The organism is Turicibacter sp. KK003, from assembly GCF_037014675.1.
GTDB lineage: Bacteria > Bacillota_I > Bacilli_A > MOL361 > Turicibacteraceae > Turicibacter > Turicibacter faecis.
This window is the reverse complement of the sequence record NZ_CP142738.1, coordinates 1,787,644-1,811,104: the sequence shown is the minus strand read 5'-3', so window position 1 is coordinate 1,811,104 and position 23,461 is coordinate 1,787,644. Positions and strand designations below refer to the sequence as shown.

The following is a 23,461-nucleotide window of genomic DNA, read 5'->3' as shown; positions in this document are numbered from 1 at the left end:
TGATAATATTAGGTGGTTCGAAGGTGCTAAGTAGTGCTGAATAAAAATTAATAGCCAGCTTAAACGATAGAAATGGGGGAATTTTTAATGAAGACTTTAGCTATGATTTTAGCAGGAGGGCGTGGGTCACGCTTAGACATTTTATCACTTGGGAGAGCAAAACCAAGCGTTCCATTCGCAGGAAAATTTAGAATTATCGATTTCGTATTGAGTAACTGTTCAAATTCAGAAATCTATGATATTGGGATTTTAACTCAATACTTACCTTTATCATTAAACGAGCATATTGGGGTAGGTCAAGCTTGGGATTTTGACCGTAAAAATACAGGAGTTACATTATTACAACCATGTGAAGGGCATTCATCAGATCAATGGTATACAGGAACGGCGGATGCAATTTTACAAAACATTAGTTATATTAAACGTAAAAATCCGGATAATGTTTTAATTTTATCAGGAGATCATATTTATAAAATGGATTATCGTCCATTAATTGAACAACACATTAATAACAATGCAGATGTAACCGTTTGTGCACAAGAAGTAGATTGGGCGGAAGCTTCACGTTTTGGAATTTTAACAGATGATGAGAACGGACGTATTGTAGAATTCGCTGAAAAACCAGCAGAACCTAAAAGTAATTTAGCTTCTATGGGAATTTATGTGTTTAAAACAGATGTATTAATCAATACATTACAACATCTTAAAAAAGAGGGATTAGATTTTGGTAGCGATGTTATCCCACATTTAATTGAGCATGGACACGTCTATTCTTACCGCTTCCGTGATTATTGGAAAGATGTTGGAACTTATGAATCATATTTAGAGGCTAACTTAGAATTAACAACAACTGTTGATCAAATTCAATTAGACATGTATGATCCAAATTGGATTATTCATACAAAGAGCGAGGAAAAACCAACAGCTAAATTTGGTTCAAAAGCTCAAGTTTGCCAAAGTTTAATTTCAAATGGATCAATCGTCGCTGGATCAGTTACAAAGTGCGTGGTAAGTCCAGGTGTTCATATTCATCCAAATGCAATTGTTCGTAATAGTATTATTATGAATGACACAATTATTGAAGAAGGATGTGTCATTGACGGAGCAATCATTGATAAAGAATGTGTCATCGGTAAAGGAAGTATTATTGGACGCGGAGCAGTATCATGTGCAAATGAAGATAAACCAAAAGTATTATCTAGTGGTTTAAATGTTATTGGTAAAGGGGTACGTCTACCTGAGGGAACAATTGTTGAAAGAAACGTTCGTATCTTCCCACATGTTTCAGAAGAAGACTTCAATGATAAAATCATCACTTGTGGTCGTACAATCTATCCTGCTAAGGAGGCCTAAGCCGGTGAAAGTTGCATTTGTCTCGTCAGAAGTTTATCCATTTATTAAAACAGGGGGGCTAGCCGATGTGGCATACGCCCTTCCAAAAGCATTAGCCAAACAAGGTCATGATGTTTGTGTGATTTTGCCGGGCTATAAACAAATCCCAGAAGGGTTATTAAAAGGGGCCTATTGGGTGACGAATGTTGAAGTCATGGGGAAAATGTTCTGGATTAACTGTGTTGAATTAGAGGGAATCAAATATTATTTAATGTTTGAACCTTTATTTTCAAATCGTGATTCTATCTATGATTGTCCGGACCGTGATTACCAATTTGCAATGTTCTGTGAGGTTACGTTAAGGTTATTGAAAAATATTAACTTCCAGCCAGATATTATTCATACAAATGATTGGCAAACAGGATTGATTCCATTCTTTATGAATCAACGCTATTATGCGGATCCATTTTACTATAATACAAAAACGGTCTATACCATTCATAACTTACGATTCCAAGGTCAATTTTCATCGCATGCTGTTCGCCATCTAGGCTATCGTTTTGATGATATTCAAATTAACTACATGCAGTTAGGAATCCAGTATGCGAATAAGGTAACAACGGTTAGCGAAACGTATGCGAAAGAAATTCTAACTGATTTTTATGGAGAGAATCTAAATCATATTTTAAAAATGCGTCAAGCGGATTTAACAGGAATTGTTAATGGAATTGATGTGGATTTATTTAATCCAGAAACGGATCCGGCATTAGTTTCTCCATATACCGTTGAAACGCTTGAATTAAAGGCTAAAAATAAAGAAGAGTTACAACAGCGCTTTAATTTAGAAGTAAATCCTGATATTCCATTAATCGGTATTATCACTCGATTAGACTCACAAAAAGGGCTTGATTTAATCACACACATTTTAGAAGAGCACTTAATTTATGATCGCGTACAGTTTTTCTTACTTGGATCAGGGGAAGCGAAATACGAACAATATTTCCAATGGATTCGCGATAAATACCCAAATCAAGTTGGAATCTATTTAGGATATAACGGAGAGCTTGCTAATTTAGTTTATGGAGCAAGCGATATGTTCTTAATGCCGTCATTATATGAGCCATGTGGATTATCACAATTAATTTCACTCCGTTACGGAACGGTTCCGATTGTACGTGAAACGGGAGGATTAAACGATACGGTTCATTCGTACAACGAAGAAACAATCGAAGGAAACGGATTTAGTTTTACAAATTACAATGCACACGATATGCTACACACACTTCGCCGCGCGGTAAATTATTATCGTCAAGATAAAGATGTTTGGCGCCAATTGATAGTTGCAGGGATGACAGGAGATTATTCTTGGGAAAATTCGGCCCAACGCTATGTTGAATTATATCAATCAATGATGGATCAACCATTAGAAAGCATAAAAGCAAGCTAACTTGCTTTTATGCTTTTTTTTCTCATATAACCGAGAAATAACCATCGGTTTCAGATAACGATTAATTATCAGCGATGATAAACTGCCACGTAGAATGGTTCTAATTTTTGATAAGGTGAGAATTTAATGTATGAGGAGGATTCTCGTTTGTCATTAGGATGGTTGTTATTGTTATCCTGTTGAAGGAATGACGCAACGTCAATGGAAGGCCATTTTTGAAAAAGTTAAATTTATGAAAGGCAGTGGGTTATGGGAACAATATTTTTCTTTGCTTAGAAGGTGTGCGGGGAAGTAGAGTTTTTTTGAGATTAAAAGAGGGGGGATGTTTAAGGACCCTCTCTTTGTCTTATAATAGGAAATAACGGGAGACATAGAGCGCGTATTTTGAAAATGTTCGTCATTTTTAATATAGAATATGATAAAATAGCATATATATTTAAATGTCGAATGACTAGGTGAAAAGGTGATAATATGTCAGTGGATAAAAGTAAAATTGAAACAGCGGTTAAGATGATTTTAGAAGCAGTTGGAGAGGATCCAAATCGACCAGGAATCATTGACACACCAGCGCGTGTCGCACGTATGTATGAAGAAGTTTTCTCAGGGTTACATGAGGATCCGAAAAAACATTTAGAGGTTTATTTTAGTGAGGAATATGATCAATATGTCGTTGTTCAAGATATCGTTTTCCATTCGATGTGTGAGCATCATTTACTGCCATTTTTCGGACGAGTTCATGTGGCTTATTATCCGGAAAATAATGAGGTTGTTGGATTAAGTAAAATTGCACGTGTAACAGACGTCATTTCAAGAAGACCTCAACTTCAAGAACGTATGGGAAAACAGATAGGAGATACAATTGCGAATTCGATTCAATCTAAAGGGGTCATGGTAGTCATCGAGGCTGAACATATGTGCATGGTGATGCGCGGCATTAAGAAACCTGGTGCAATCACGAAAACTATTTATAGCACTGGAATTTTTAAAGAAGATTTAGCGATGAGACAGGAAGTGTTAAATTTAATAAAAGGATAAGGAGGAATAGGATGCGTTATTTATGTAGCGGTGAATCACATGGTCCACAGTTAACGGCTATTATTGAAGGGGTTCCTGCGGGGCTTTTGTTAACTGAAGAGATGATTAACAAAGATCTTAAACTCCGTCAACAAGGCTATGGACGTGGCGATCGAATGAAGATAGAAAGTGACCAAGTGCAGATTACAAGTGGGGTACGCCATGGGATGACACTTGGATCGCCTATTACACTCGTTATAAAGAATAAGGATAATAAAAATTGGTCAGAGGTCATGGCTATTGAGCCAATTCCTTCATTAGAATACGACATTAAAAAGGTTCCACGACCTGGACATGCGGATTTAGTAGGGGCGATGAAATACGGACACCGTGATTTAAGAAATGTATTAGAGCGTTCCTCAGCCCGTGAGACGGCCATTCGCGTTGCCGTTGGTGCTGTTGCTAAACAAATTTTAGCGGCGCTAGGAATTGAGGTTCTTTCGCACGTTTTACAAATTGGAAAGGTTTCAATCGGGGAAACGCATTTATCCTTTGACGAAATTAAAGAGGCTATTCAAGACTCGCCTGTTCGATGTGTGGACCCGATTGTTTCTGCTAAGATGTGTGCACATATCGATGATGCGAAAAAACAAGGGGATTCAGTAGGAGGAATCGTTCAGGTTCTCGCTAAAAATGTGCCACCGGCCCTTGGAACCTATGTTCAATTTGATCGTAAGTTAGACGCCAAAATTGCGGCCGCTTTTATCGGGGTTCAGTCGGTAAAAGGGGTGTATTTTGGTGATGCGATGCTTTCAAGTTCTTCTTTTGGAAGTGAGGTTCATGACCAAATTGCCTATGACCAAGGATTTATACGAACGAGTAATCACTACGGTGGCTTCGAGGGTGGAATGACTAATGGAATGCCATTGGTTGTCCATGCGATGATTAAACCTATTCCAACGTTATACCAACCCTTGAATTCGATTCATATAGAAACGAAAAAGGTTGAAAAGAGTATGATTGAGCGATCAGATAGTTGTGTGGTGCCGGCGGCCGGAATTGTCCTAGAATCTGTGCTTGCGATGGAGTTAGCCCGTGAAATTTTAGAGGAGTTTGGATCAAATCAAATGTCAAACTTAGTAGAGGCGATGAATCGTCATCGTCAAGCGATGAGGGATTTTTAATGAAACAATTACAAGTTAAAACGTCATCAAGTGAATATCCCATTTACATTGGGGAAGACTGCCTAAGTGTCCTAGCGCCTTTTTTACAACAGGCAACTCAAACGATTGTTGTGACCGATCAAACAGTCTATGATTTACATTATCAAAAGTTATCACACGTATTGCCGGAAAATACGATAACTTATATTATTACTCCCGGGGAAAGCTCAAAAAGCTTTGATTGTTATCATCAGATTCAGACGTTCCTTATCGAAAGTCAAGTCGATCGTCAAGCCTGTTTACTTGCCTTCGGTGGGGGCGTTGTGGGCGATTTAGCTGGATTTGTTGCCGCGACTTATATGAGAGGGATAGATTTTATTCAAATTCCAACGACATTACTGGCCCATGATAGTGCTATTGGAGGGAAGGTCGCTATTAATCATGAATTAGGAAAAAATTTAATTGGCGCTTTTTATCCCCCAAAAGCCGTGGTTTATGATTTGCGTTTTTTAAGAACACTATCGGAAAAGGAATGGCGATGTGGGTTAGCAGAGATGGTTAAGCATGGATTTATTGCGAATCCCTCTTTACTTCGTCAGTTGCTACAAATTCAATCGTTAGATGCCCTTTTGGACGAGACTTTTGCCCAGTTATTAATTCAAAGCCTCATGGTGAAAATGGAAATTGTTCAAATGGATGAGTTTGAACAGGGATGTCGTGCCTATCTAAATTTTGGTCATACATTTGGACATGCCATTGAATTAGATGAAAAGGAACTTTCCCATGGAGAGGCCGTTGCGATTGGTATCTTATTTTCGCTTTACTTAAGTGAACATATTTTTGGTATTGATTTAGCTATCGGTCAATATTTGACCTATTTAAAACGACTGCATTTCCCACTTCCGTTTAACGTCGATCATGCTAAACGGTATTTAGGGTACATGATGCATGATAAAAAAAATCAACGAAAACAGGTGCGCTTCGTCTTGCTAAATCAACTAGCTAAACCCGAGTTGGTTTCATTTTCGATAGCGGGGCTTGAAACGTTACTTAAACAATTTCTTAGCGAATTCACGACGAAGGAGGAGCGTGTATGTCACTAAAAGGAAGTTTAACGGTAGCTTCAGATAAGTCGATTACTCATCGTGCTATTATATTTAGTAGCCTTTCAAAGGGAACAACCCAGATTTATAACCCACTTCTTGGGGAAGATTGTCTAAGTACACTTGAAATATTTAAAAGCTTTGGCGTTAAATCTCACATTGAGAATAACTGTTTAACGATTACGAGTCCGGGAATCGACTCCTTTGAGATTGAGTCTCCAGTTTTAGATGCTAAAAATTCCGGGACGACAGCGCGCCTATTAATGGGCGTGTTTCCTTATTTGAAAAAACCGGTGACATTAATCGGGGATGACTCTTTATCAAGGCGGCCAATGAGACGGGTAGTGACCCCGCTTTCTCAAATGGGAGCGCGCATTGAATTAAAGGAGGAAGCAACGCTTCCGGCTCATATCTTTCCAAGTCACTTAAGTGGTATCTCGTATGTATTACCTGTTGCTAGCGCACAAGTTAAATCGGCGGTGATGTTAGCGGGGATGTTAGCAAAGGGAAGAACAACGATTAGTGAACCGATTCCCACGAGAGATCACACCGAAAAGATGTTTGAAGATTTTAAAATTCACTATCAAAAGCTCAATCGAGTGATTACGATTGAGGGCCCTCAAATGCCCCAAACACCTGGAGAAGTTTTTGTACCTGGAGATATTTCTTCTGCGGCCTTTTTTATAGTTGCCGCACTGATTGTTCCTGGAAGTGAAATTATCATAAATAATGTGGGAATTAATGAAACGAGATCCGGGATTATTGACGTTATTCAGTCGATGGGAGGAAATTTGACCCTTCTTAACCCACGTTATTTTGGAGGCGAGCCTGTAGCTGATTTAAAGGTAGAGTATACGCCTCGTCTAACGGCAACGGTTATTGAGGGAGAGTTGATTCCACGCTTAATTGATGAAATTCCTATCTTAGCCTTGCTTGCAACTAGAGCGGTTGGAACAACAGTCATTAAGGATGCTGAGGAGTTAAAGGTTAAAGAAACGAATCGTATCGATGTAACTGTTCAGCAATTGTCATCGATAGGAGCTAAGATTAAGGCGACAGAAGACGGAATGATTATTGAGGGAAATCCTATGGAGGATTTTTGCGAGGCTAAGGTATCTAGCCATAAAGATCATCGTATTGCGATGATGCTTTGCGTCGCTTCACTCTTATTAGACAAACCATTAGTTATTGAAGATGTTGAGTCTATGAATATATCTTATCCGGACTTTTTACAACATTTACAAGCGTTATCAGAAAATTAGAGGTGTTAAAATGGCAATTGAATATTTTATTGAAAAATACGAACAAGGACAATTAACAGAGGATATCATTGAGAAAATGCAACATTTTGCATTTGATGCAACGGACGATGAAATTTTTATTATTGCACAAATTTTTGCTGCTATTTCTCATGTTTCAAAGGCCATTGAACTCGTTGAACCGTTGCTCGCTAAATATCCTAATGAGGTGAACTTAAAAACCTTTTTAGCGGACTTATATTTAGACTTAGCAGAAGATGAAAAAGCGTTAGAGCTTTTATCTGGAAGCGACGAAGAAACAAATGTTAGTGTATTATTATTAGAGGCCGACATGTATATCGCTCAGGGACTATTTGAAGTTGCTGAAGATAAATTAAAAAAGGCGCTTGCCCTAGAACCTAAGAATGATTTAATTCACTTAGCGTATGCTGAATTTTACTATCATATTGGGGCTTTTGAACAAGCGTTAGATTTATACTTAGATTTGATTGAATGTGCCTTAAATGCAGAGGTTAACGTCTATGATCGATTAGCAACATGTTATAGTCATATCGGTGAGTTTGAACAGGCACTTCAACAATTTAACTTATCAGAAAAGTACTTTGGAAAATTAAATACAGATCAATTATTTAACAAAGGATTTCTTGCGTATCAAGTAGGAGACTATTCATTAGCTAAGCGCACGTTTAATGAGCTCAAAGAACTTGATCCTAGCTATGACACGATTTACCCATTACTCGGTAAGATATATTTAAAGGAAGAAGAGGCGAATCGGGCCCTTGAAGTGATTCAGGAGGGAATTAAACATAATGAGTTTAATGCCGAACTCTACTTTTTAAAAGGAGAAGCGCTTGAACAATTAAAGGATTTAGAAGGAGCGCGTGATGCATACTATGAAACATTAAATTTAGATCCTGAAGATGTCGAGGCTGCTTTAAGAGGAAATCGTATCTGTTTAGCCCTTCACGACTATGAGGAAGTGGTCCATAATGTTCACCATTATGAGGAAAATGGACTATTTGATGATCATTTTGAATGGGATTTAGCTATCGCCTTTTTAGAGTTAGAAGACTATGATCAAGCGGCGGCTTCTTTTGAAAAGGCATGGATGAATTATAAAGACAATCCTGACTTTTTATTCGATTATGCTCAGTTTTTAATTGAGGAAGGGCGCCAAAGCGAGGCAGTAACTCACTTAGAAACTATTTTACGTCTGGATGCCACATTAGCACCAGCACGAGAGTTATTAGAGAATTTGATGTAACAATTGTATAAAACTCAAAAAAGATTTCCTAGTCTTTAAAGATTAACTTTTAAATGGTGTATAATAAGTTTAGTGTTAATCGAGTAGAGGTGATTGAACAATGTTCTTATATTATGGAGGTTATTACGGTGGATACGGGATGAGTTCGCATTCATCGTATTGGATTTATTTATTAATTGCTTTATTAGTTCCGATGTTAGCGCAGGCGTATTTATCATCAACATTTAATCAATATTTACGTGTCCGTGCTTCATCTGGGTTAACGGGAGCAGATGTGGCTCGTCGTATTCTAGATCGTAATGGATTAACGGACGTTCATTTAACAGAAGTTGGAGGACGCCTGAGTGATCATTATGATCCGACACATAAAACGGTTCGCTTATCTCATGATATTTACTACGGAACATCGCTTGCAGCCTTAGCGGTAGCGGCCCATGAATGTGGTCATGCGATTCAGCATGCGAATGCCTATGCTCCTTTGCAAATCCGTTCGGCAATGTTTCCTATTGTGAATTTTGCTAATAAATTTGGATATTTAGCCATTGTATTAGGATTTATTTTCGGTGGATCTCAATTTCTATTATTAGGGATTATCCTCGTTGGGATTACCGTCTTATTTCAGTTGGTTACGTTGCCCGTTGAATTTAATGCTTCGGCACGCGCTTTAAACCAGCTTTCAGAGATGAATATTTTATATAGCGGAGAAGAAAAAGCGGGGGCACGAAAAGTGTTAACGGCAGCAGCATTAACTTATGTTGCAGGAGCAGTGGTGGCCGTTGCGGAGTTATTACGTTTAATTATGATTTTTAATTCACGTCAAAATGACTAAAAAAAGGAGATTGACTATTAAGTCAATCTCCTTTTTTCGTATTCATTCCTGAAAATATAAAAAAAGACATCATTAGGGGGAGGATGTCTTTTTTTAAAGTAGCATATTTTATAGAAACAGAAGAAGAATGGAATTCTTCTTTTGGAATGATTTAATTATATCACATATTTTATTAAAATCAAACATTTTTCACCATTTTTTGATAAAATATGTCGATTTTTATCTTAATTGTGATGGAATGATCTTAAAATTAGGTGAAATGGATAACTTAATCAGATGACTATCTGACTGAATTGATGATGTGTTAACAAATAAACATCTGATGTGATGAAGGCGGGGGACTTAACCGCTGTTAAATGATGATGTTTTAAGAAATAAACGGTCGTATAACAAAATTTGTTTTTAAACCGAACATAGCGCTTTTCATAGGATATAATTTCGATATATTTGGTGTCGTGTTTATCGATGATGGGAATCAACTCTTTTTTAATCATCATTCCTTCAAGAAATTCATTCTCATTTTCTTGTTCTGGTTCAAGTTGCTGAATGTAACAATTAGATCCTTCAATTGATTTAACATTTTGCCGCATCTCGCCAATAAAAGATTCATGGGTTTGGATGAGATCATAAAGAGAAAGATAGTCACAATTGGCCCTTTGAAATAAAAGGGCGGGAGGATCCTCATAATTACCATTGACATTAAACTCTAGCATGCCGTAATGGATCATCCGTCCGAATGTAACCTTTTGATCGATAGCCATTCCATTCTCTAAAATAAGATACTTCTTCATCATAAAGTTAGCGGGCGAATCTTTTATTTCGATTTTTTGAGTGATAAATTCGAAAATACCAATCATGTTGGATTCTAGTAATAACGTTTTACAGTGATCGCATTCTGAGACAGTGAGCATAAAGGAATGCCCCTCAAATTCAGGGGAATCCGATGCCCGCGTCACAAACGGGGTATTTAAAATTTGTTGCATCTAAGGAACCTCCTTATTTATTCTCTTTTAAATGGATTAGAATGATCTATTAATAGCATAATGGGGGTCCTTTTAAAAGAGGGGGCTAGAATAAAAATTAAAAAACAACTGGTTTCAGGGAAGAAAATCCAGTTGTTTAATGAAAGATATTATTTTTTATTAAAGAAGGAGTTTTGGTGGAAGTTTCTCAAACTCAATAAGTGGAGAATCTAGGATGTCAATCAACGAAGTTGTTGTCTCCACTTATAGGGAGTTAATTATTCTGTTCTATCTAGCTGCTTTCCCTACACTTAAGTTATGGACTAATTAATCAATTTTTATTCAGTCCTTCATTAAAATTTATAAAAAAAAACGTTCGGGGGGACGAACGTTTTTTTAGGAGAGAGTAATATGAAGTTTTTAGGGGGGGAGTAAGTTTAAAACTTACCCTTATAATATGGACAATAATCAAAAAAATATTCAGACAAATAAAGAAATAAAAAAAATATTCAAAAGGGTTAGAAAATCAAAACTCCTTAAATTGAAAAAGCGTTCATGGGGGGGATGAACGCTTTTTCAAATTTAATAAATTTAGGAAGAGTTATATGTGAAAAATATTTTAGGGAGTGTAAGCTTATCACTTACACTTCTGTTATTGGCAAAATAAGTAAGAAATATTCACGGCTTTAAATCTTTTTATTAAATTATATGTTTGGGATCTTTAGCTAGCTGGGCTGGCGGGTAATTTTTATAACTAAACCTGAGGCGAGGACGGCGTTCACCGCGAAAGAGTTCGACCGTATGCTTAGATAGATAAGTGGCTCTTTAAATAACAATGCTTTGGATGGTGGAACGTTATCTTTTAGGAGGAATAGGGTTAAATCTAAGATAGTTGTGGTAAAATAATAATAATTTAATAATAAAAAAGGAATGATATGATAAATGGAACAAGAAACTACCTTTATCCGAAATCACGGCTCACAAAATGTTTTAAGCGATTTGCTGATGTCGCTTGAAGAGTGCGAGAAATTTTATTTCACGGTGGCCTTTATGACATTTGGTGGGGTGCAATTATTGGTACAGAAGTTAAATGAATTAAAGGAACGTGGAGTTCACGGGAAAATTTTGACCTCTACTTACCAGCAATTTTCAGAACCAAAAGCGATTGAAAAATTACAGAGTTTTAAAAATATTGAAGTCCGATTATATGATGAGCCTATAGAGGGAGGTTTGCATGCCAAAGGTTATCTTTTCATGAGAGGGAATTGGGTGGAGGTATATATTGGATCGTCTAATTTAACACCGAGTGCATTAAGGCAAAATATTGAATGGAACGTTAAATTAATCAAATCTGTTGAGGATGCGATGGTAAAGGAAATATTAGCAGATTACCAAACGCTCTGGGAACGTGCGGGGATTTTAACTGAGGAAAAGCTTGAAAAATATCGACAAAGCTATCAAAAATATCAACTATTTAAAAAAGAAAATGTGATGGAGATAGACCACGTCGCCAAAAGTGAAATTCCTCAACCTAATTCGATGCAACAACTTGCGATGGAACGTCTGCGTCGTTTACGTGAAAAGGGAGAGAGTAAAGCATTAGTTATTGCGGCTACAACTGTTCTATCTGAAAACCTAAATTTATAAATGTTTATTTATATGGCTTCGGTGGGAGGTCTTTTTTTTATGACGAAACTAAAAAAACGTTCATGGGAGATGAACGCTTTGTTTAGTTATTCCAGGTGATGTCGAGGGTGTTATCGATAATGGTGATGTTTTTGATGAGGTGTTTAACCAGGGAATCAAGGGTGGTGGAATTTTCTTCGGCTGAGGGTGCTTTTTGTTTGGCCTCAGTTTCGCTAATTTTTTGGAGGAGAGTTTGTTTTTGTTCGGTGAGGGCATTTAGTTTTTGTTGGAAAGTTTTTTTGGTGAGTTGGCCATCGGTGTAGAGGTCGATGAGTTTACTTGTTTTTTGGTCAATGGTTTTGAGTTTTCGCTTAAAGGCAACGAGATCAGTTTTATATTTTTTCTGGTTAAGTTGTTGAAGGTGTTTGATTTGTGCCATGACTTGTTGTTCGAGGGCCTCTCGGGTAATCCTACTGTTATAGCATTTTTGTGGATGGGTTTTGGGAAGTTTTCTATTTTCGCACATGTAGTAGCTTTCATAGGCCTTTTCCCCGTCTGCTTTGGTGATGCGGCGATTATACACTTTGTAAACGGCTCCGCAGTGACCGCAGGTGATGAGTCCGGTGAAGGTTTTGTTTTTTGGGCCCATCCTATTGGGATTGGTGATTTCTTGTCGGGCTTGTTGGACAGCATCGAAGAGCTCTTCTGTGATGAGGGCCTCGTGTGAGCCTTTGTGCCATTCGCCCGCAAAAGAGACTTCGCCGAGGTAGAGACGACTTTTTAGGATGTTAGATAGTCGTTGATATCTAAGTTTTTTAAAGCCTTCGGCTTGGAGCTGTTTATTGACTCGGGCTACGGATTTGAGTTCGAGATAGGATTCGAAAATACGTTGGACGTGGTGACGTTCTGATTCATTGACAACGAGTTGGCCGCGGGCAAGTCGGGTATAGCCATAGGGGGTAGTGCCTGCGCCACCAGCCCAAAGTCCTTCTTCTTGTACCATTTTTTGATGGCATGTGTAGAGGCGTTCTTTGATGTTTTCACGTTCGAGTTGAGCGAAGGTAGAAAGGATTCCAATCGCCGCCCGCCCGAATGGGGTTTGGGTATCAATGGTTTCACTGAGGGAGATGAATTCGACGTGATGGGGAAGAAAAAGTTCTTCGATGAGGGAGAGGGTATCACGTTGGGAACGACTCAATCGGTCGAGGCGGTAGACAAGGACGAGGTCAATTTTTTTAGCTTGAATGTCTTTAATGAGCTGTTGTAAAGCGGGACGGTTCAAGTTCGAACCACTGTATCCACCATCGATATAGTCAGTGACGTGGGTCCATCCTCTCGCCTGACAGTAGGATCGAAGTTTTTCGTGTTGGACGTCGAGTCCATATTTTTCGATTTGTTGTTCGGTAGAGACGCGTAAATATAGGGCAACGTTCATAAGGGCCTCCTGGGTGTGACGTTATTTTTTCCAAATGATTTCTAAATCGGTCGGGTGAACGATGATGTGGTCAATAAATAAATCAATGATGGAAGTCTGGGTTTCGAGGTCGCACTCGAATAGATTAGGGATGCCGTCTTGAATCATTTGTTCCATGGCGGTTTGTTCATAGTTAGATTCCTTCGACTTTGAAAGGAGTTCCTCTTTTTGTTTGTTGTAGTCGGCGAGTTTTGTCTCATAATGCTCTTTGGAGAGTCCAGATTCGAGGTAGAGGTCGATAAGCTTGCTAATCTTGTTATCAAGTTTTTCAAGTTGTGGTTGAATGTCCTCGGGCTTTTTCGTTTGAGGAGGGGCTTGGTAATCACCTGCCTCAAGGTTCATGATGCGTGTAAAGATCTCCTTCTCTAAAGTGGTTCTTCGAAGATTTCGATTAGTACATTTACAGCCACCCTCAGGGGCAACTTTGCGATTTTTACAAATCATGTAGTAGTATTTGTTCCCGCTTTTTTTCTCGCGGTTCATATAGGATAGGTAAGTTTCGCCGCATTCACCACAGATGATTTTTCGTCGGAAGACGTTGTTTTTGATTTTACCAAAGTTTTTACGAGTGCTTTGTTCGAAGACGGTTTGGACGGCATTGAAGAGGTCTTCGGTAATCAGGGCCTCGTGTGAACCTTTATGCCATTCACCTGCGAATGAGACTTCGCCAAGGTATAGGCGATTTTTAAGGAGCGTGAGAATTCGGTGTTTAGGAATCGGCTTAAATCCTTCCTTTTCTAACTTTTGTTGGACTTTGATGTAGGATTTAAGGGAGACATATTCCTCAAAGATGCGACGGACGTGGTGACGTTCATTTTCGTTGACGACGAGTTGGCCACGTTCGAGGCGTGTATAGCCATAGGGGGTAGTAGCAGCTCCGCCCGCCCAAAGTCCTTCGTCTTTGACCATTTTGAGACGTCCTGATTTGAGACGCTCGGTGATGGTTTCCCGTTCAAGTTGGGCGAACACGGACATGATTCCAATCATGGCGCGACCAAAAGGCGTGCTTGTGTCGATAGTCTCACTAATGGAGATGAATTCGACGTTGTGGGGAAGAAATTTATCTTCAATCAGGTAAATCGTATCCCGTTGGGAACGACTCAGACGATCGAGGCGATAGACAACCACGGCGTTGATAAGACCTTGTTCAATATCTTCTTGCAGTTTGATTAAAGCGGGACGATTTAGGTTTGAACCACTGTATCCCCCGTCAATGTACTCGACGACATCCGTCCAGCCTTTTGATTTGCAAAGAGCATAAATCCGCTCCTTTTGGACGGGAATACTATAATTCTCAATCTGCTTCTCAGTCGAAACGCGGGCATAAAGAGCAACTTTCATAATAATGACACCTCCTATATAAGGTTGAACCGAGCGGTTAAAAGTTCGTAGTGGTCGCAAAAACAACCGTCGGATTCGCTTTTAGAATCCCAGAGTTGTTTGAGACTACATAGGAATTTTGCTCGGTGAAACTAGACTGCATAAAAGGTTGAAAGGTGCGGGGGAAATCTCGTAGGGGATGTAGAAATGGCGAAGACTTCAAAGAAAGTCATAGACCATTTCAAATCTTCATAGAGATTTTGCACCTCGAAACTAGATTGCGTATAAGGTTGAATGAGTTACCTGCCATTTACGGAGTAAATGTCTCCTCCTTTGGAAGGGCTTGGGTCACCTGCCATTTACGGAGTAAATGTCTCCTCCTTTGGTAGGGCTTGGGTCACCTGCCATTTACGGAGTAAAGGTTTCCTCCTTTGGTAGGGCTTGGGTTACCTGCCATTTACGGAGTAAATGTTTCCTCCTTTGGTAGGGCTTTAGTCACCGGTCGCCTACTTGATGAAGGGGGTGATCGTAAAGCTATATTTACCGAGGACGTTCATGTTTTTAACGTCGTTTCCAACAAGGTTAATGAGTTCACCATCGCCAAGAACCGGTCGTAAAGTGATGATGTCCTTGTCGACGAGGTAAAGTTTTCGAACGATCGCTTGTTCGGCATTTAATGAGACGGCAACAATATCGCCTGATTGGACTTTTTGATCTTTATTAAAGATGACATAGCAACCATTATCCGGGAAGGTAGGGTGTTCGACTTTGATACCGAAGTAATTTCCTACCTGTTCAGGATAGGGATTTTTAAGGTCATCAATTGGATTTCCTAATTTGTCACCATAAATGGCATCATAAATAATGATTTTATCTTTTTGTGTTGGAACGTATTCTTCGGCCCCGAGTAATGCGAGGTGTGAGACCTGAAGGACACTCGCCAGGAGCCTTAGTTTATCTCGCTTAATATTGACAATGTCGCCCGACTCCCATTTTCCGACGGTTGAGCGATCGGCGTGGCAGCGATCCGCGAGCTCTTGTTGCGTGAGTCCGAGTTCGAGACGACGAGTTTTAATAATATCTTTCATTTCCATAGTCTAATCCATCCTTTAATTTGTTTGTCTACGTCTATCATACTATAGGTCGGTAGAATCACGAATAACATAACTCACTCACTCGCTACTTTTTGTAGATTTTCGACAAATACAAACAAATCTTAACAAACAGAAGGGGATTTTACTCCTCAAATCACACAAAATGGGTTTTGTGTCGAAAAGGAGGTTAATTTCATAAAATATTTGGTTAATTTGGCTAAACTAAGGGAGCTAATTGTAAATGTTAGCGGTTTATAATTGTGAAGAAGACGAAGAGTGTTGTATCATAGGGGTGAGCCAAGTCAACATCAGGGGATGACTTGCTAAATGGAAGGGATGAAAGGGGATTAGATAATGGATATTACATTGTTGAAGGAGTATATGGAATTAAGGGGATTAACACTTGAACAGTTTGCACACGCCTTAGGCGTGAAAAAGAGTTATATTTGTTCTCGAATCAAGTATCCAGAGCGTTTATCAAATCAAGATATTCTAGCAATGGCGGATTTATTAAAGTTGAGACCCTATGAAATAACGAACGTATTTTTTCCAGAAGAGGCTATCTTTAGCCTCTCCCATTTAAAAAAGACTTCTTTTTTTTAGGATAGTAGTGATTTTATTCAACATTTTAGAGGGGTCTAGGTCTTTCAATTTCGGTGTTTTTGATTGTTATGAGGATTATAATCACATAACAATCTTATTTTTCACAATAAATGTGATTTTATTCAACATTAAGAAAAAATTAGGGGGATGTTTATGAAGATTAATACGCCACTTGGGGTTTTGGAGTTTTCAAATTTGCTTGGGAGTTATGGCTTCTCATCGGTAGAGTCAAAAAAGTCAATGAAGACGTTAGATTTTCAGACGTTTGAAGAGGGATTGGAAGTGTTATGGTACTTTGATGAGCAGATGCGGGCTAGAACCCGGATCAGTGGGGTGAAAAATTTGCCGCTTGATTATGAGTATTATTGTGCGTGCGGTTTTTCATTTAACTCAGGATTTGCTATTAAGCAGATTCGATGTCATAAATGCCAGGCACTCATGTCACAACATAAGCTATCAAAAATGGCTGTTTAAGGGGGAATTAAATGGTGTGGTTTCAGGTGTATGAGGTCAATCGGTGTGGTCGTGCGACAGGATATAAGGTGATGAAAGGAAGGCAACAGGTCGGTACGCTTGAGTACCGTGATCCGTGTTGGATTGGGGCCGTCTCCGATGGTTCAAAAATTGTGATGAAACAGGACGCGTCGGTGAGAACCGTCGTCGATTGGGTCGTGAAAATAACAAGTTAGAACATACCTAAAAAAATGAAGTCGTGACAAACTTCATTTTTCTTTTACTAAAAATTATGTGGGGGTGCCTCCCCTTAACGGGCTTGTATACGGTATTAACAAGTCGTACAAAAAGTTGAGAGGTGCGGGTTAAATCTCGTAGGGGATGTAGAAATGGCGAAGACTTCAAAGAAAGTCATAGACCATTTCAAACCTTCATAGAGATTTTGCACTTCGAAACTAGATTACCAAAAAGTTGAGTGAACAAAATGGGAATGGGGTTTGGGAGATGAAGCGGGTTTTTGATGATTATGATTATGAGCGGATATATGACAAGCAGTTGGATTTAAGTACGGGTGAGTTGTTGGAGGAGGTGGTGAGGCCCCAACGGGGCGTAGCTTATACAACGGCTACGATTAAATCAGGAAATCAATTTGAAGTAGAGATTTATCCGTCTTTTCGTCATCAAATCCCTGACATGATTAGGAGGCACAAGGAGAAGAAGCGGGAAAGTCGTGAATGTCAGAAGAATCTGAATGATCGTCATGCGAAGAAAAAATTATTTCGATTAATTCATGAAAATTTTTATCCCGGTGATTATTGGTGTACGTTTACTTTCGCAGAAGATCCGAAGGATTTGGAGACGGCAGAGAAATTATGCAAAAACTTTTTTAGACGAATTAATCGAGCAAGAAAGAAAAAAGGGTTAGAGAATGCGAAGTATGTTTATATCATTGAGGAAGCAGAAAGGCTGCATCTTCATTTAGTGATGGATAATGGCCTAAGTAAACAAGAAATGGAGTTAAAGTGGGGACTCGGATTTTCTCATATCCAAACATTAAATTATTACAAGGATGAAAACTTTATCGGAATTTGTGAGTACATGGTTAAAGAGAGAAAGAACATTCGCTTGAAAGGGAAGAAACGGTGGGGTTCTAGCAAAGGGAATCTTGTCTTACCCAAACCATCCAAGAATCGGACGAAGTTAAGCAGGAAAAAAGTCATGGATATGGTCTTAAATCAAGATTTCATTGGTGAACGGTTAGAGCGTGAATACCCGCAATATCAATTTAAAGAAGTTGAAATTCGTTACAACGACTGGAATGGATTATTTTATATCTATGCCAGAATGCAAAGTAAAAAACAAAGGATAAGGAGATAGGAGTATGACAAATAAAAGGTTGAACTTAGCGGTTAACTCATGCAGAAAGTGAGAAGCCCTTGCAGTGTTTTTAAACACAAAGAGGGATGGAACTTTACCAATGAGTTGCTAAGTGAAACTAGATTGAAAAAATTAGAGGGGGAGTTTTCTATGACATATTTAGAACTATTAACGACATTTGATTTAGAGATTTTAGCGGAGACGTCACGGATTTTGAAACTATTAAAAGATAATGAATTAATTGCGATGGAGCAACGGAATCGTGCGGATTTCTGTGCACGGTATTGTGATAGATTGCAAGAACGTGTGACGTCTCAAAGTAACAAACCTCATTAAATATCATTTCTATATGGAGGGATAGATATGGATTTTGAAGAGTATTTGAAGAAAAATTGTTTGAGTGTGAGGGAGTTTTCAAGATTATACGGTTTAGACTATTACACCTTAGTTCGATTAAAAAATGGAACCATCACCCGTAATCGGTCTATCCAAAAAGTTTTTAATACATTAGGCATTGAGAATGAACGCCCGAAGCGGGTTGATACGGATATGTCTTTTTTCACGCAGGAATCAATTTGTATTCAACATGAGAGGAGAGGAGATATCTATTGCTATAACGCTTGCCAGTTGAATGAGATTGAGGAGTATCTGAATAGGCATCAGATTCCGTATTATGTGAGAAGTTTTAAGGATTACTGGAAGATTAAATACGATAAGGGGGCAAGGTAAATAAAAAAAGAGCAAGGGATACTTGCTCGTGGTAGATAAATAAAAAATTAGTCTAGGACAAAATTGTCAGCAAATTCTAATTTATGCTGGATGTTGTTTTCTATGAAAAAAGCAATTAATGATAGGCAATCTGTGGATATTGGTTTACCGTTCTCATCAATCGGTATGACGGTAAATTCAGGCTTATCGTCAGCGTAAGTTAAACCATAGGAACTATCGGCAACGAGATTAAGATTTAAATATTTTTCTAGTGCTTGAGTAATCACTCGTTGTTTGTTTTCGCTCAAACGCTTAGATTCGTTTCGATCGGAAGTATTGATTGATTTAATCCTTTTTAATATATCTTCGGTGGTGTAATTGCGGGCGAGAATTTGATTATAAAGTCCAGGGTCTTTAAATTTAAGTATAATGAGGATTGCGTATAGGTAAGAGGATGTTGTTGTATAAAGTGGACTAAAAAATTTATTTGATGGATTAAAGTTTGGAATGAGGGGAAGAAGGAAGCTTAGATAAGTATATAGTCTATCTACATCTCTTAAGGAATAATCGTATACACGAATCAGTTTACCCAATATAAATGAAAAGTCTTTGGTATTTTTATAGGACGAAAAGAGGGTACTACTCTTTAACTCCCAATAATTTTGTAAGTTAGGGTGGGGAAGTCTAAATTCTATATCAAATATTCGTCTGAGATAGGCAACGCTATCACTTTTGTATCCATATCGATTAGAAATAGTATGAGAAAGCTGCTCTTTATCTATAGATAAAATAAATATAAACCCCTCAACGTCAAATATATGTTTTATTACTTCTAATAATTCAATGGTATAAGTAGGGCGACAACGATCTAATTCGTCGACAAATATAATAATTTTTTTTCTCAACTGTTTTTGGTATTCGGCCATCGTAGTTTTTAATTTTTGACGAAATTTTTTCTGCTCAATTATTTCCTTTATTTGCATTGTATTTATTTTTCGTTTGATGTCCCTAAATGTTTTATCATCTTCAAGGTTTACTAAAAAGTCATCCAGATTAAGAGTTCCCTGACTACATATTTTGAGAGCAATATTACTTCCAATTTTTGCACCTTCAACGATGCCATAAGATAATTCTTCCATTGTATTTTTGAAGGGAGAATTGCTCTCCTCAATATGATTCAGTAGGGTTAAAAAGATATCTACGAGGGGTTCGCTATTGTAATCATTTATCCATGCATTGAAGTAAATGGGTTCATATGTATCAGTGTATTTGATTTTCAACATATTCTGCCACATAAGCACAAAAGATGTTTTACCGGTTCCCCATGGCGAATCAATGGAAATAACAAGGGAATCATTTTGATTCTCAATAACTTGCATCAAATTTTCTGCGACAATTTCTCTGTTTAATAAATCTTCTTCAAATGAGGTCAAAACCTTTTCTCTCATTCGCTTATTCACTCCTTATTATTCTATATTTATTAGTACTTTTAATATGTGGTAACGGATAATTCTCAGAATTTCAGTAAAAAAAAGAGCACCATAGGATTTTTTAAATTCTAAGGTGCTCTTTTTAGGTAGGTACTTAATACCATTATAATATAATTAAAATTGGTATTCAACTCCCTACATTTATTAAATTCTTATAATATATTCATTAAAAATTTAATATGGTAGTATAGTTAAGTAACCACTATTGTACCCAAAATAGGAATTTGAAGTATGGGAAGAACTTTTTTTTAATGGATCTCAATTTGGTTTAATGTTGATAATGTGTGATAGACTGCCCTTGCAAGATGCCAGGCCATGACGGGAGGAACAGCATTTCCAATCATTTTATATGCCGAACTGGCCGAAGCCGTAAAGATATAAGAATCAGGAAAAGATTGTAGGCGGGCACATTCACGAACACTTAATCGTCTCCACCCTGTCATATCATCGGTATCTTTTAGATGAGTACGGTAGTGAGCCTCAATATTTCCATGATGTTCTGCACGAATTGTTGGAGAGGGTTTGTCAGCTGAAATTTTATTATTTCCTTGCATTTTTTTACCGGGATAAAATTTCGCTTTTGAAATATCACGTGTTGTGTGGTTAGCGACAGAATAGGTATTAACTTGGTCCCAAAGGTCGTCAATTCCATCCTTGGCTGTTCTCCATTTATTTCCCGTTTTTTCTCCGTGTTCATCGTATAAGGGGAGCGGATAGTATTGATCGTTAATGGTACCTATGTCTTTGCGAATCCCCATAATAATTACCCGACGACGCATTTGCGGAACACCGTAATCTGCAGCGGTTAAGACTTGATATTGAACATCGTATCCTGCCGAATCAAAGTCCTTAAGAATAATATCTAGCGCAGATGTATGGACTTCATCTCCGTTTAGATTTTTTCGAGAGTTTCGTATTCCATCTACATTTTCTGCAATAAACATTTTAGGACGATAGTGGTTTATTATGCGAATCATATCTAGATATAATTGACCTCGTGGATCGCTTAGTCCACCACGTTTTCCCGCATAGCTAAAGGTTTGGCAAGGAAATCCTCCTAGTATAATGTCGACTTCTATGTGTGGAAGATCTTCTGCGGTTATGTCACTAATACTTTTTCGCTCAACTTTGTGATGAAAATTGTCCTCATATACATCTGCAGCTTGTTTGAAAATATCGTTTGCAAATACGATATTAAATGGATTTTTTTCATAGTTTGTGCCTAAAAAATCAAATCCCCCGATGAACCCTAAATCCATGCCACCTGCACCAGAAAACAAACTGAGCACATTTAATGGTCTAGATTGGGACGGAACATTCACTTGAAAAGCATTAATAGTATTATAGGTCTTATGATAGTATGTTTTAGCAGTAGTCATTTTAAAATTATCCTTTCAGAATGGAGTTGGTAAAGTGGAAATTAAAGAAGTATTAGAATTGATAAAGAAAAAAATAGAGGCAATTAATCCCGTTCCTTCAAAATATCTTGTGAGTAGAGGTAATAATAATGGGTTTGAAGAGCTTGTTCCTGAAATTGCAAAGGAAGTTAGTCAAGAAATAAGTGACGACTTAGAGGTAATTGTTCACTATGGACACCATTTTCCAGATATGGATCTAATTCTTAATGGAAGACGCTATGGTATTGAGCTAAAGAGTAGGAATAATGGTTCATGGGATACAAATGGTAATTCCGTATTCGAGAGTATAAGTGATGAAGAATATGAGGAAATATTTGTTTTATTTGGTAGTCATATCAAGGGAGCAGCACAAATAAAGGTTAGATATAGGCCTTACTGGGAGGTTACCTCAGCAATTACTGTAACTCATAGCCCACGTTTTAAAATTAATATGAATACTGATAACAGCGTTTTCAAAAGTGAGGAGGAGTACAGCGCTTTAAGGAAAATGTCTGAGGAAGAAAAAGTTTTATTTTTACAACAGTACCTAAAGGCTAATACAGCGGGTGTTAAGTGGTTTGTTCCGCAACAGTCAGGAATAAAACCAACCTCAATTAATTTATTGGAAAAGGACATTCAGCGAAAGAGAATAGCCGAAGTGCTAGTAATTTTTCCGCAAGATTTAATTGCCCAAAAGAGTGATTATAATCGTAGTGCTGAGTATCTGATTACGACGTATTACTACTATAGTAGCTCATTTAGGGATTTCTTTAGTGCAGGAGGGAAGTGGAAAATAGGGGAAGTAGAATTCCCACAAATTTTTAAAAGAGTATTTGACAACCGATTAATAATTAGAGAGATATTAGAGGATGCAAATGACTCTTTTAAAAATTTAGCCTATCAATCGTGGGGAGAAATTCCAATCTCCTTAAAGAAAGATAGTTTTTTAGAAGACTATAAAAGGGTATTGGATTATTTAGGTAATAAAAGTTTTTTAAATATTCTTCAGCAAAGTAACATAAAAAACATCTCCGCATTAATTGATCCTGCTAATTAATTATATCACTCTCGCATATGCGCGTCAATTATCGCGTGATTTAATGTTTGTTCTTTTTGTAAATAAATATGAACAAATGTCTATTAAGGTAGAAAAATATTTTGTTATAGGTGACACTATGAGGTATTTCCTTAAAGCAATTGAAAATTAAATAAAAAAAGATTAATCTGACACAAGTCATTGACTAAGGTCAGGTTAATCTTTTTTTTATATTTATGATTTGACAAAGATGGGGGATTGATCTCCAAAATAAGCGCCAATTACATTAAATTCAAAGTATTCGACCGCTTCTTCGTAAGTCATTTGATCCCGCTTCATGAAGATTTCAATACATTTCTTCTCATCATAAATGGTTGTTGGTGGCATTCCTATTCGTTCTCCAATTCCAATTAAAGCATCATCTAAACCATCTAGATAAATCAAATTTTCTAATTCATCCATATCCGTCGCTCCTTTTTATAGTTATTAAATTATATGCTAAAAGAAAAG

At 37.7% G+C, this 23,461-nt stretch carries 23 protein-coding genes; 16 read left to right on the top strand and 7 right to left on the bottom strand.

The window, feature by feature from the left end; all coding sequences use genetic code 11:
* Positions 1-87 precede the first annotated feature (87 nt).
* From glgC to VXM77_RS08845, 8 genes are all read left to right on the top strand, one after another.
* Positions 88-1,353 carry a glucose-1-phosphate adenylyltransferase gene (glgC, locus tag VXM77_RS08880; RefSeq protein WP_161832282.1) on the top strand — a complete coding sequence of 422 codons (1,266 nt, stop codon included), beginning with the start codon at positions 88-90 and terminating at the stop codon, positions 1,351-1,353.
* Between the two features lie 4 nt (positions 1,354-1,357).
* A complete protein-coding gene (locus VXM77_RS08875) occupies positions 1,358-2,779 on the top strand; it encodes a glycogen synthase (protein WP_161832281.1) in 1,422 nt (473 codons plus the stop codon).
* A gap of 471 nt (positions 2,780-3,250) precedes the next feature.
* Positions 3,251-3,814, top strand: coding sequence for a GTP cyclohydrolase I FolE (gene folE / locus VXM77_RS08870; protein WP_161832280.1), 564 nt, complete (start codon positions 3,251-3,253; stop codon positions 3,812-3,814).
* 11 nt (positions 3,815-3,825) lie between these two features.
* The gene (gene aroC, locus VXM77_RS08865; protein ID WP_161832279.1) at positions 3,826-4,977 is read left to right on the top strand and encodes a chorismate synthase; all 1,152 of its coding nucleotides are present in this window, start codon (positions 3,826-3,828) and stop codon (positions 4,975-4,977) included.
* The gene (gene aroB / locus VXM77_RS08860) at positions 4,977-6,059 is read left to right on the top strand and encodes a 3-dehydroquinate synthase (protein ID WP_161832278.1); all 1,083 of its coding nucleotides are present in this window, start codon (positions 4,977-4,979) and stop codon (positions 6,057-6,059) included. Before aroC ends, aroB begins: the two co-directional genes overlap by 1 nt.
* On the top strand, positions 6,050-7,321 hold the full coding sequence (gene aroA, locus VXM77_RS08855) for a 3-phosphoshikimate 1-carboxyvinyltransferase (protein WP_161832277.1): 1,272 nt from the start codon (positions 6,050-6,052) through the stop codon (positions 7,319-7,321). Before aroB ends, aroA begins: the two co-directional genes overlap by 10 nt.
* A 10-nt stretch (positions 7,322-7,331) precedes the next feature.
* Positions 7,332-8,582 (top strand): tetratricopeptide repeat protein, encoded by a 1,251-nt coding sequence (locus VXM77_RS08850; protein WP_161832276.1) that lies wholly within the window; start codon positions 7,332-7,334, stop codon positions 8,580-8,582.
* Positions 8,583-8,682: 100 nt separating this feature from the next.
* The gene (locus VXM77_RS08845; RefSeq protein ID WP_161832275.1) at positions 8,683-9,411 is read left to right on the top strand and encodes a zinc metallopeptidase; all 729 of its coding nucleotides are present in this window, start codon (positions 8,683-8,685) and stop codon (positions 9,409-9,411) included.
* A 272-nt stretch (positions 9,412-9,683) separates the two neighbouring features.
* Here VXM77_RS08845 and VXM77_RS08840 read toward each other — a convergent pair whose 3' ends face one another.
* Entirely contained in the window at positions 9,684-10,394 is a 711-nt protein-coding gene (locus tag VXM77_RS08840; RefSeq protein WP_161832274.1) for a hypothetical protein, read from the bottom strand.
* A 921-nt stretch (positions 10,395-11,315) separates the two neighbouring features.
* On the opposite strand from VXM77_RS08840, the gene VXM77_RS08835 reads away from it, so the two are divergent.
* A complete protein-coding gene (locus VXM77_RS08835) occupies positions 11,316-12,020 on the top strand; it encodes a phospholipase D-like domain-containing protein (RefSeq protein WP_161832273.1) in 705 nt (234 codons plus the stop codon).
* 82 nt (positions 12,021-12,102) lie between these two features.
* Here VXM77_RS08835 and VXM77_RS08830 read toward each other — a convergent pair whose 3' ends face one another.
* From VXM77_RS08830 to VXM77_RS08820, 3 genes are all read right to left on the bottom strand, one after another.
* Positions 12,103-13,434, bottom strand: a complete 1,332-nt coding sequence (locus VXM77_RS08830; RefSeq protein ID WP_338506083.1) for a recombinase family protein — start codon at positions 13,432-13,434, stop codon at positions 12,103-12,105.
* Positions 13,435-13,455: 21 nt separating this feature from the next.
* On the bottom strand, positions 13,456-14,814 hold the full coding sequence (locus VXM77_RS08825; protein WP_161832271.1) for a recombinase family protein: 1,359 nt from the start codon (positions 14,812-14,814) through the stop codon (positions 13,456-13,458).
* 485 nt (positions 14,815-15,299) lie between these two features.
* Positions 15,300-15,887: a LexA family transcriptional regulator gene (locus VXM77_RS08820; RefSeq protein WP_338506081.1), complete on the bottom strand. Its 588-nt coding sequence runs from the start codon at positions 15,885-15,887 to the stop codon at positions 15,300-15,302.
* A 354-nt stretch (positions 15,888-16,241) separates the two neighbouring features.
* Here VXM77_RS08820 and VXM77_RS08815 point away from each other — a divergent pair, with 354 nt between their 5' ends.
* The 6 genes from VXM77_RS08815 (at position 16,242) to VXM77_RS08790 (ending at position 19,049) form a co-directional block, all read left to right on the top strand.
* A complete protein-coding gene (locus VXM77_RS08815; RefSeq protein ID WP_262951198.1) occupies positions 16,242-16,490 on the top strand; it encodes a helix-turn-helix transcriptional regulator in 249 nt (82 codons plus the stop codon).
* Between the two features lie 153 nt (positions 16,491-16,643).
* A complete protein-coding gene (locus VXM77_RS08810) occupies positions 16,644-16,964 on the top strand; it encodes a hypothetical protein (RefSeq protein ID WP_262951197.1) in 321 nt (106 codons plus the stop codon).
* Positions 16,965-16,975: 11 nt separating this feature from the next.
* Positions 16,976-17,179: a hypothetical protein gene (locus tag VXM77_RS08805; protein ID WP_338506079.1), complete on the top strand. Its 204-nt coding sequence runs from the start codon at positions 16,976-16,978 to the stop codon at positions 17,177-17,179.
* A gap of 268 nt (positions 17,180-17,447) precedes the next feature.
* A complete protein-coding gene (locus VXM77_RS08800; protein ID WP_338506076.1) occupies positions 17,448-18,320 on the top strand; it encodes a hypothetical protein in 873 nt (290 codons plus the stop codon).
* 150 nt (positions 18,321-18,470) lie between these two features.
* A complete protein-coding gene (locus tag VXM77_RS08795) occupies positions 18,471-18,656 on the top strand; it encodes a hypothetical protein (protein WP_262951195.1) in 186 nt (61 codons plus the stop codon).
* A gap of 27 nt (positions 18,657-18,683) precedes the next feature.
* Positions 18,684-19,049 (top strand): hypothetical protein, encoded by a 366-nt coding sequence (locus VXM77_RS08790; RefSeq protein WP_262951194.1) that lies wholly within the window; start codon positions 18,684-18,686, stop codon positions 19,047-19,049.
* Positions 19,050-19,096: 47 nt separating this feature from the next.
* On the opposite strand, the gene VXM77_RS08785 is transcribed toward VXM77_RS08790, so the two are convergent.
* Positions 19,097-20,476: a P-loop NTPase fold protein gene (locus tag VXM77_RS08785; protein WP_338506074.1), complete on the bottom strand. Its 1,380-nt coding sequence runs from the start codon at positions 20,474-20,476 to the stop codon at positions 19,097-19,099.
* Between the two features lie 290 nt (positions 20,477-20,766).
* A complete protein-coding gene (locus VXM77_RS08780) occupies positions 20,767-21,897 on the bottom strand; it encodes a DNA cytosine methyltransferase (RefSeq protein WP_262951192.1) in 1,131 nt (376 codons plus the stop codon).
* A 34-nt stretch (positions 21,898-21,931) separates the two neighbouring features.
* Here VXM77_RS08780 and VXM77_RS08775 point away from each other — a divergent pair, with 34 nt between their 5' ends.
* Positions 21,932-22,972, top strand: a complete 1,041-nt coding sequence (locus VXM77_RS08775) for a hypothetical protein (RefSeq protein ID WP_262951191.1) — start codon at positions 21,932-21,934, stop codon at positions 22,970-22,972.
* A gap of 213 nt (positions 22,973-23,185) precedes the next feature.
* Here VXM77_RS08775 and VXM77_RS08770 read toward each other — a convergent pair whose 3' ends face one another.
* Complete coding sequence (locus tag VXM77_RS08770) at positions 23,186-23,413, bottom strand: hypothetical protein (protein WP_338506070.1); 228 nt, start codon at positions 23,411-23,413, stop codon at positions 23,186-23,188.
* Positions 23,414-23,461 lie beyond the last annotated feature (48 nt).

Bases quoted from the DNA above. Each gene is read 5' to 3' on its own strand.
- VXM77_RS08835 (WP_161832273.1), top strand. From the start codon at position 11,316: ATGGAACAAGAAACTACCTTTATCCGAAATCACGGCTCACAAAATGTT.
- VXM77_RS08850 (WP_161832276.1), top strand. From the start codon at position 7,332: ATGGCAATTGAATATTTTATTGAAAAATACGAACAAGGACAATTAACA.
- VXM77_RS08820 (WP_338506081.1), bottom strand. From the start codon at position 15,887: ATGGAAATGAAAGATATTATTAAAACTCGTCGTCTCGAACTCGGACTC.
- VXM77_RS08815 (WP_262951198.1), top strand. From the start codon at position 16,242: ATGGATATTACATTGTTGAAGGAGTATATGGAATTAAGGGGATTAACA.
- aroC (WP_161832279.1), top strand. From the start codon at position 3,826: ATGCGTTATTTATGTAGCGGTGAATCACATGGTCCACAGTTAACGGCT.
- VXM77_RS08770 (WP_338506070.1), bottom strand. From the start codon at position 23,413: ATGGATGAATTAGAAAATTTGATTTATCTAGATGGTTTAGATGATGCT.
- VXM77_RS08830 (WP_338506083.1), bottom strand. From the start codon at position 13,434: ATGAACGTTGCCCTATATTTACGCGTCTCTACCGAACAACAAATCGAA.
- aroB (WP_161832278.1), top strand. From the start codon at position 4,977: ATGAAACAATTACAAGTTAAAACGTCATCAAGTGAATATCCCATTTAC.
- VXM77_RS08840 (WP_161832274.1), bottom strand. From the start codon at position 10,394: ATGCAACAAATTTTAAATACCCCGTTTGTGACGCGGGCATCGGATTCC.
- aroA (WP_161832277.1), top strand. From the start codon at position 6,050: ATGTCACTAAAAGGAAGTTTAACGGTAGCTTCAGATAAGTCGATTACT.
- VXM77_RS08805 (WP_338506079.1), top strand. From the start codon at position 16,976: ATGGTGTGGTTTCAGGTGTATGAGGTCAATCGGTGTGGTCGTGCGACA.
- VXM77_RS08780 (WP_262951192.1), bottom strand. From the start codon at position 21,897: ATGACTACTGCTAAAACATACTATCATAAGACCTATAATACTATTAAT.
- VXM77_RS08845 (WP_161832275.1), top strand. From the start codon at position 8,683: ATGTTCTTATATTATGGAGGTTATTACGGTGGATACGGGATGAGTTCG.
- glgC (WP_161832282.1), top strand. From the start codon at position 88: ATGAAGACTTTAGCTATGATTTTAGCAGGAGGGCGTGGGTCACGCTTA.
- VXM77_RS08825 (WP_161832271.1), bottom strand. From the start codon at position 14,814: ATGAAAGTTGCTCTTTATGCCCGCGTTTCGACTGAGAAGCAGATTGAG.
- folE (WP_161832280.1), top strand. From the start codon at position 3,251: ATGTCAGTGGATAAAAGTAAAATTGAAACAGCGGTTAAGATGATTTTA.
- VXM77_RS08785 (WP_338506074.1), bottom strand. From the start codon at position 20,476: ATGAGAGAAAAGGTTTTGACCTCATTTGAAGAAGATTTATTAAACAGA.
- VXM77_RS08800 (WP_338506076.1), top strand. From the start codon at position 17,448: ATGAAGCGGGTTTTTGATGATTATGATTATGAGCGGATATATGACAAG.
- VXM77_RS08790 (WP_262951194.1), top strand. From the start codon at position 18,684: ATGGATTTTGAAGAGTATTTGAAGAAAAATTGTTTGAGTGTGAGGGAG.
- VXM77_RS08795 (WP_262951195.1), top strand. From the start codon at position 18,471: ATGACATATTTAGAACTATTAACGACATTTGATTTAGAGATTTTAGCG.
- VXM77_RS08810 (WP_262951197.1), top strand. From the start codon at position 16,644: ATGAAGATTAATACGCCACTTGGGGTTTTGGAGTTTTCAAATTTGCTT.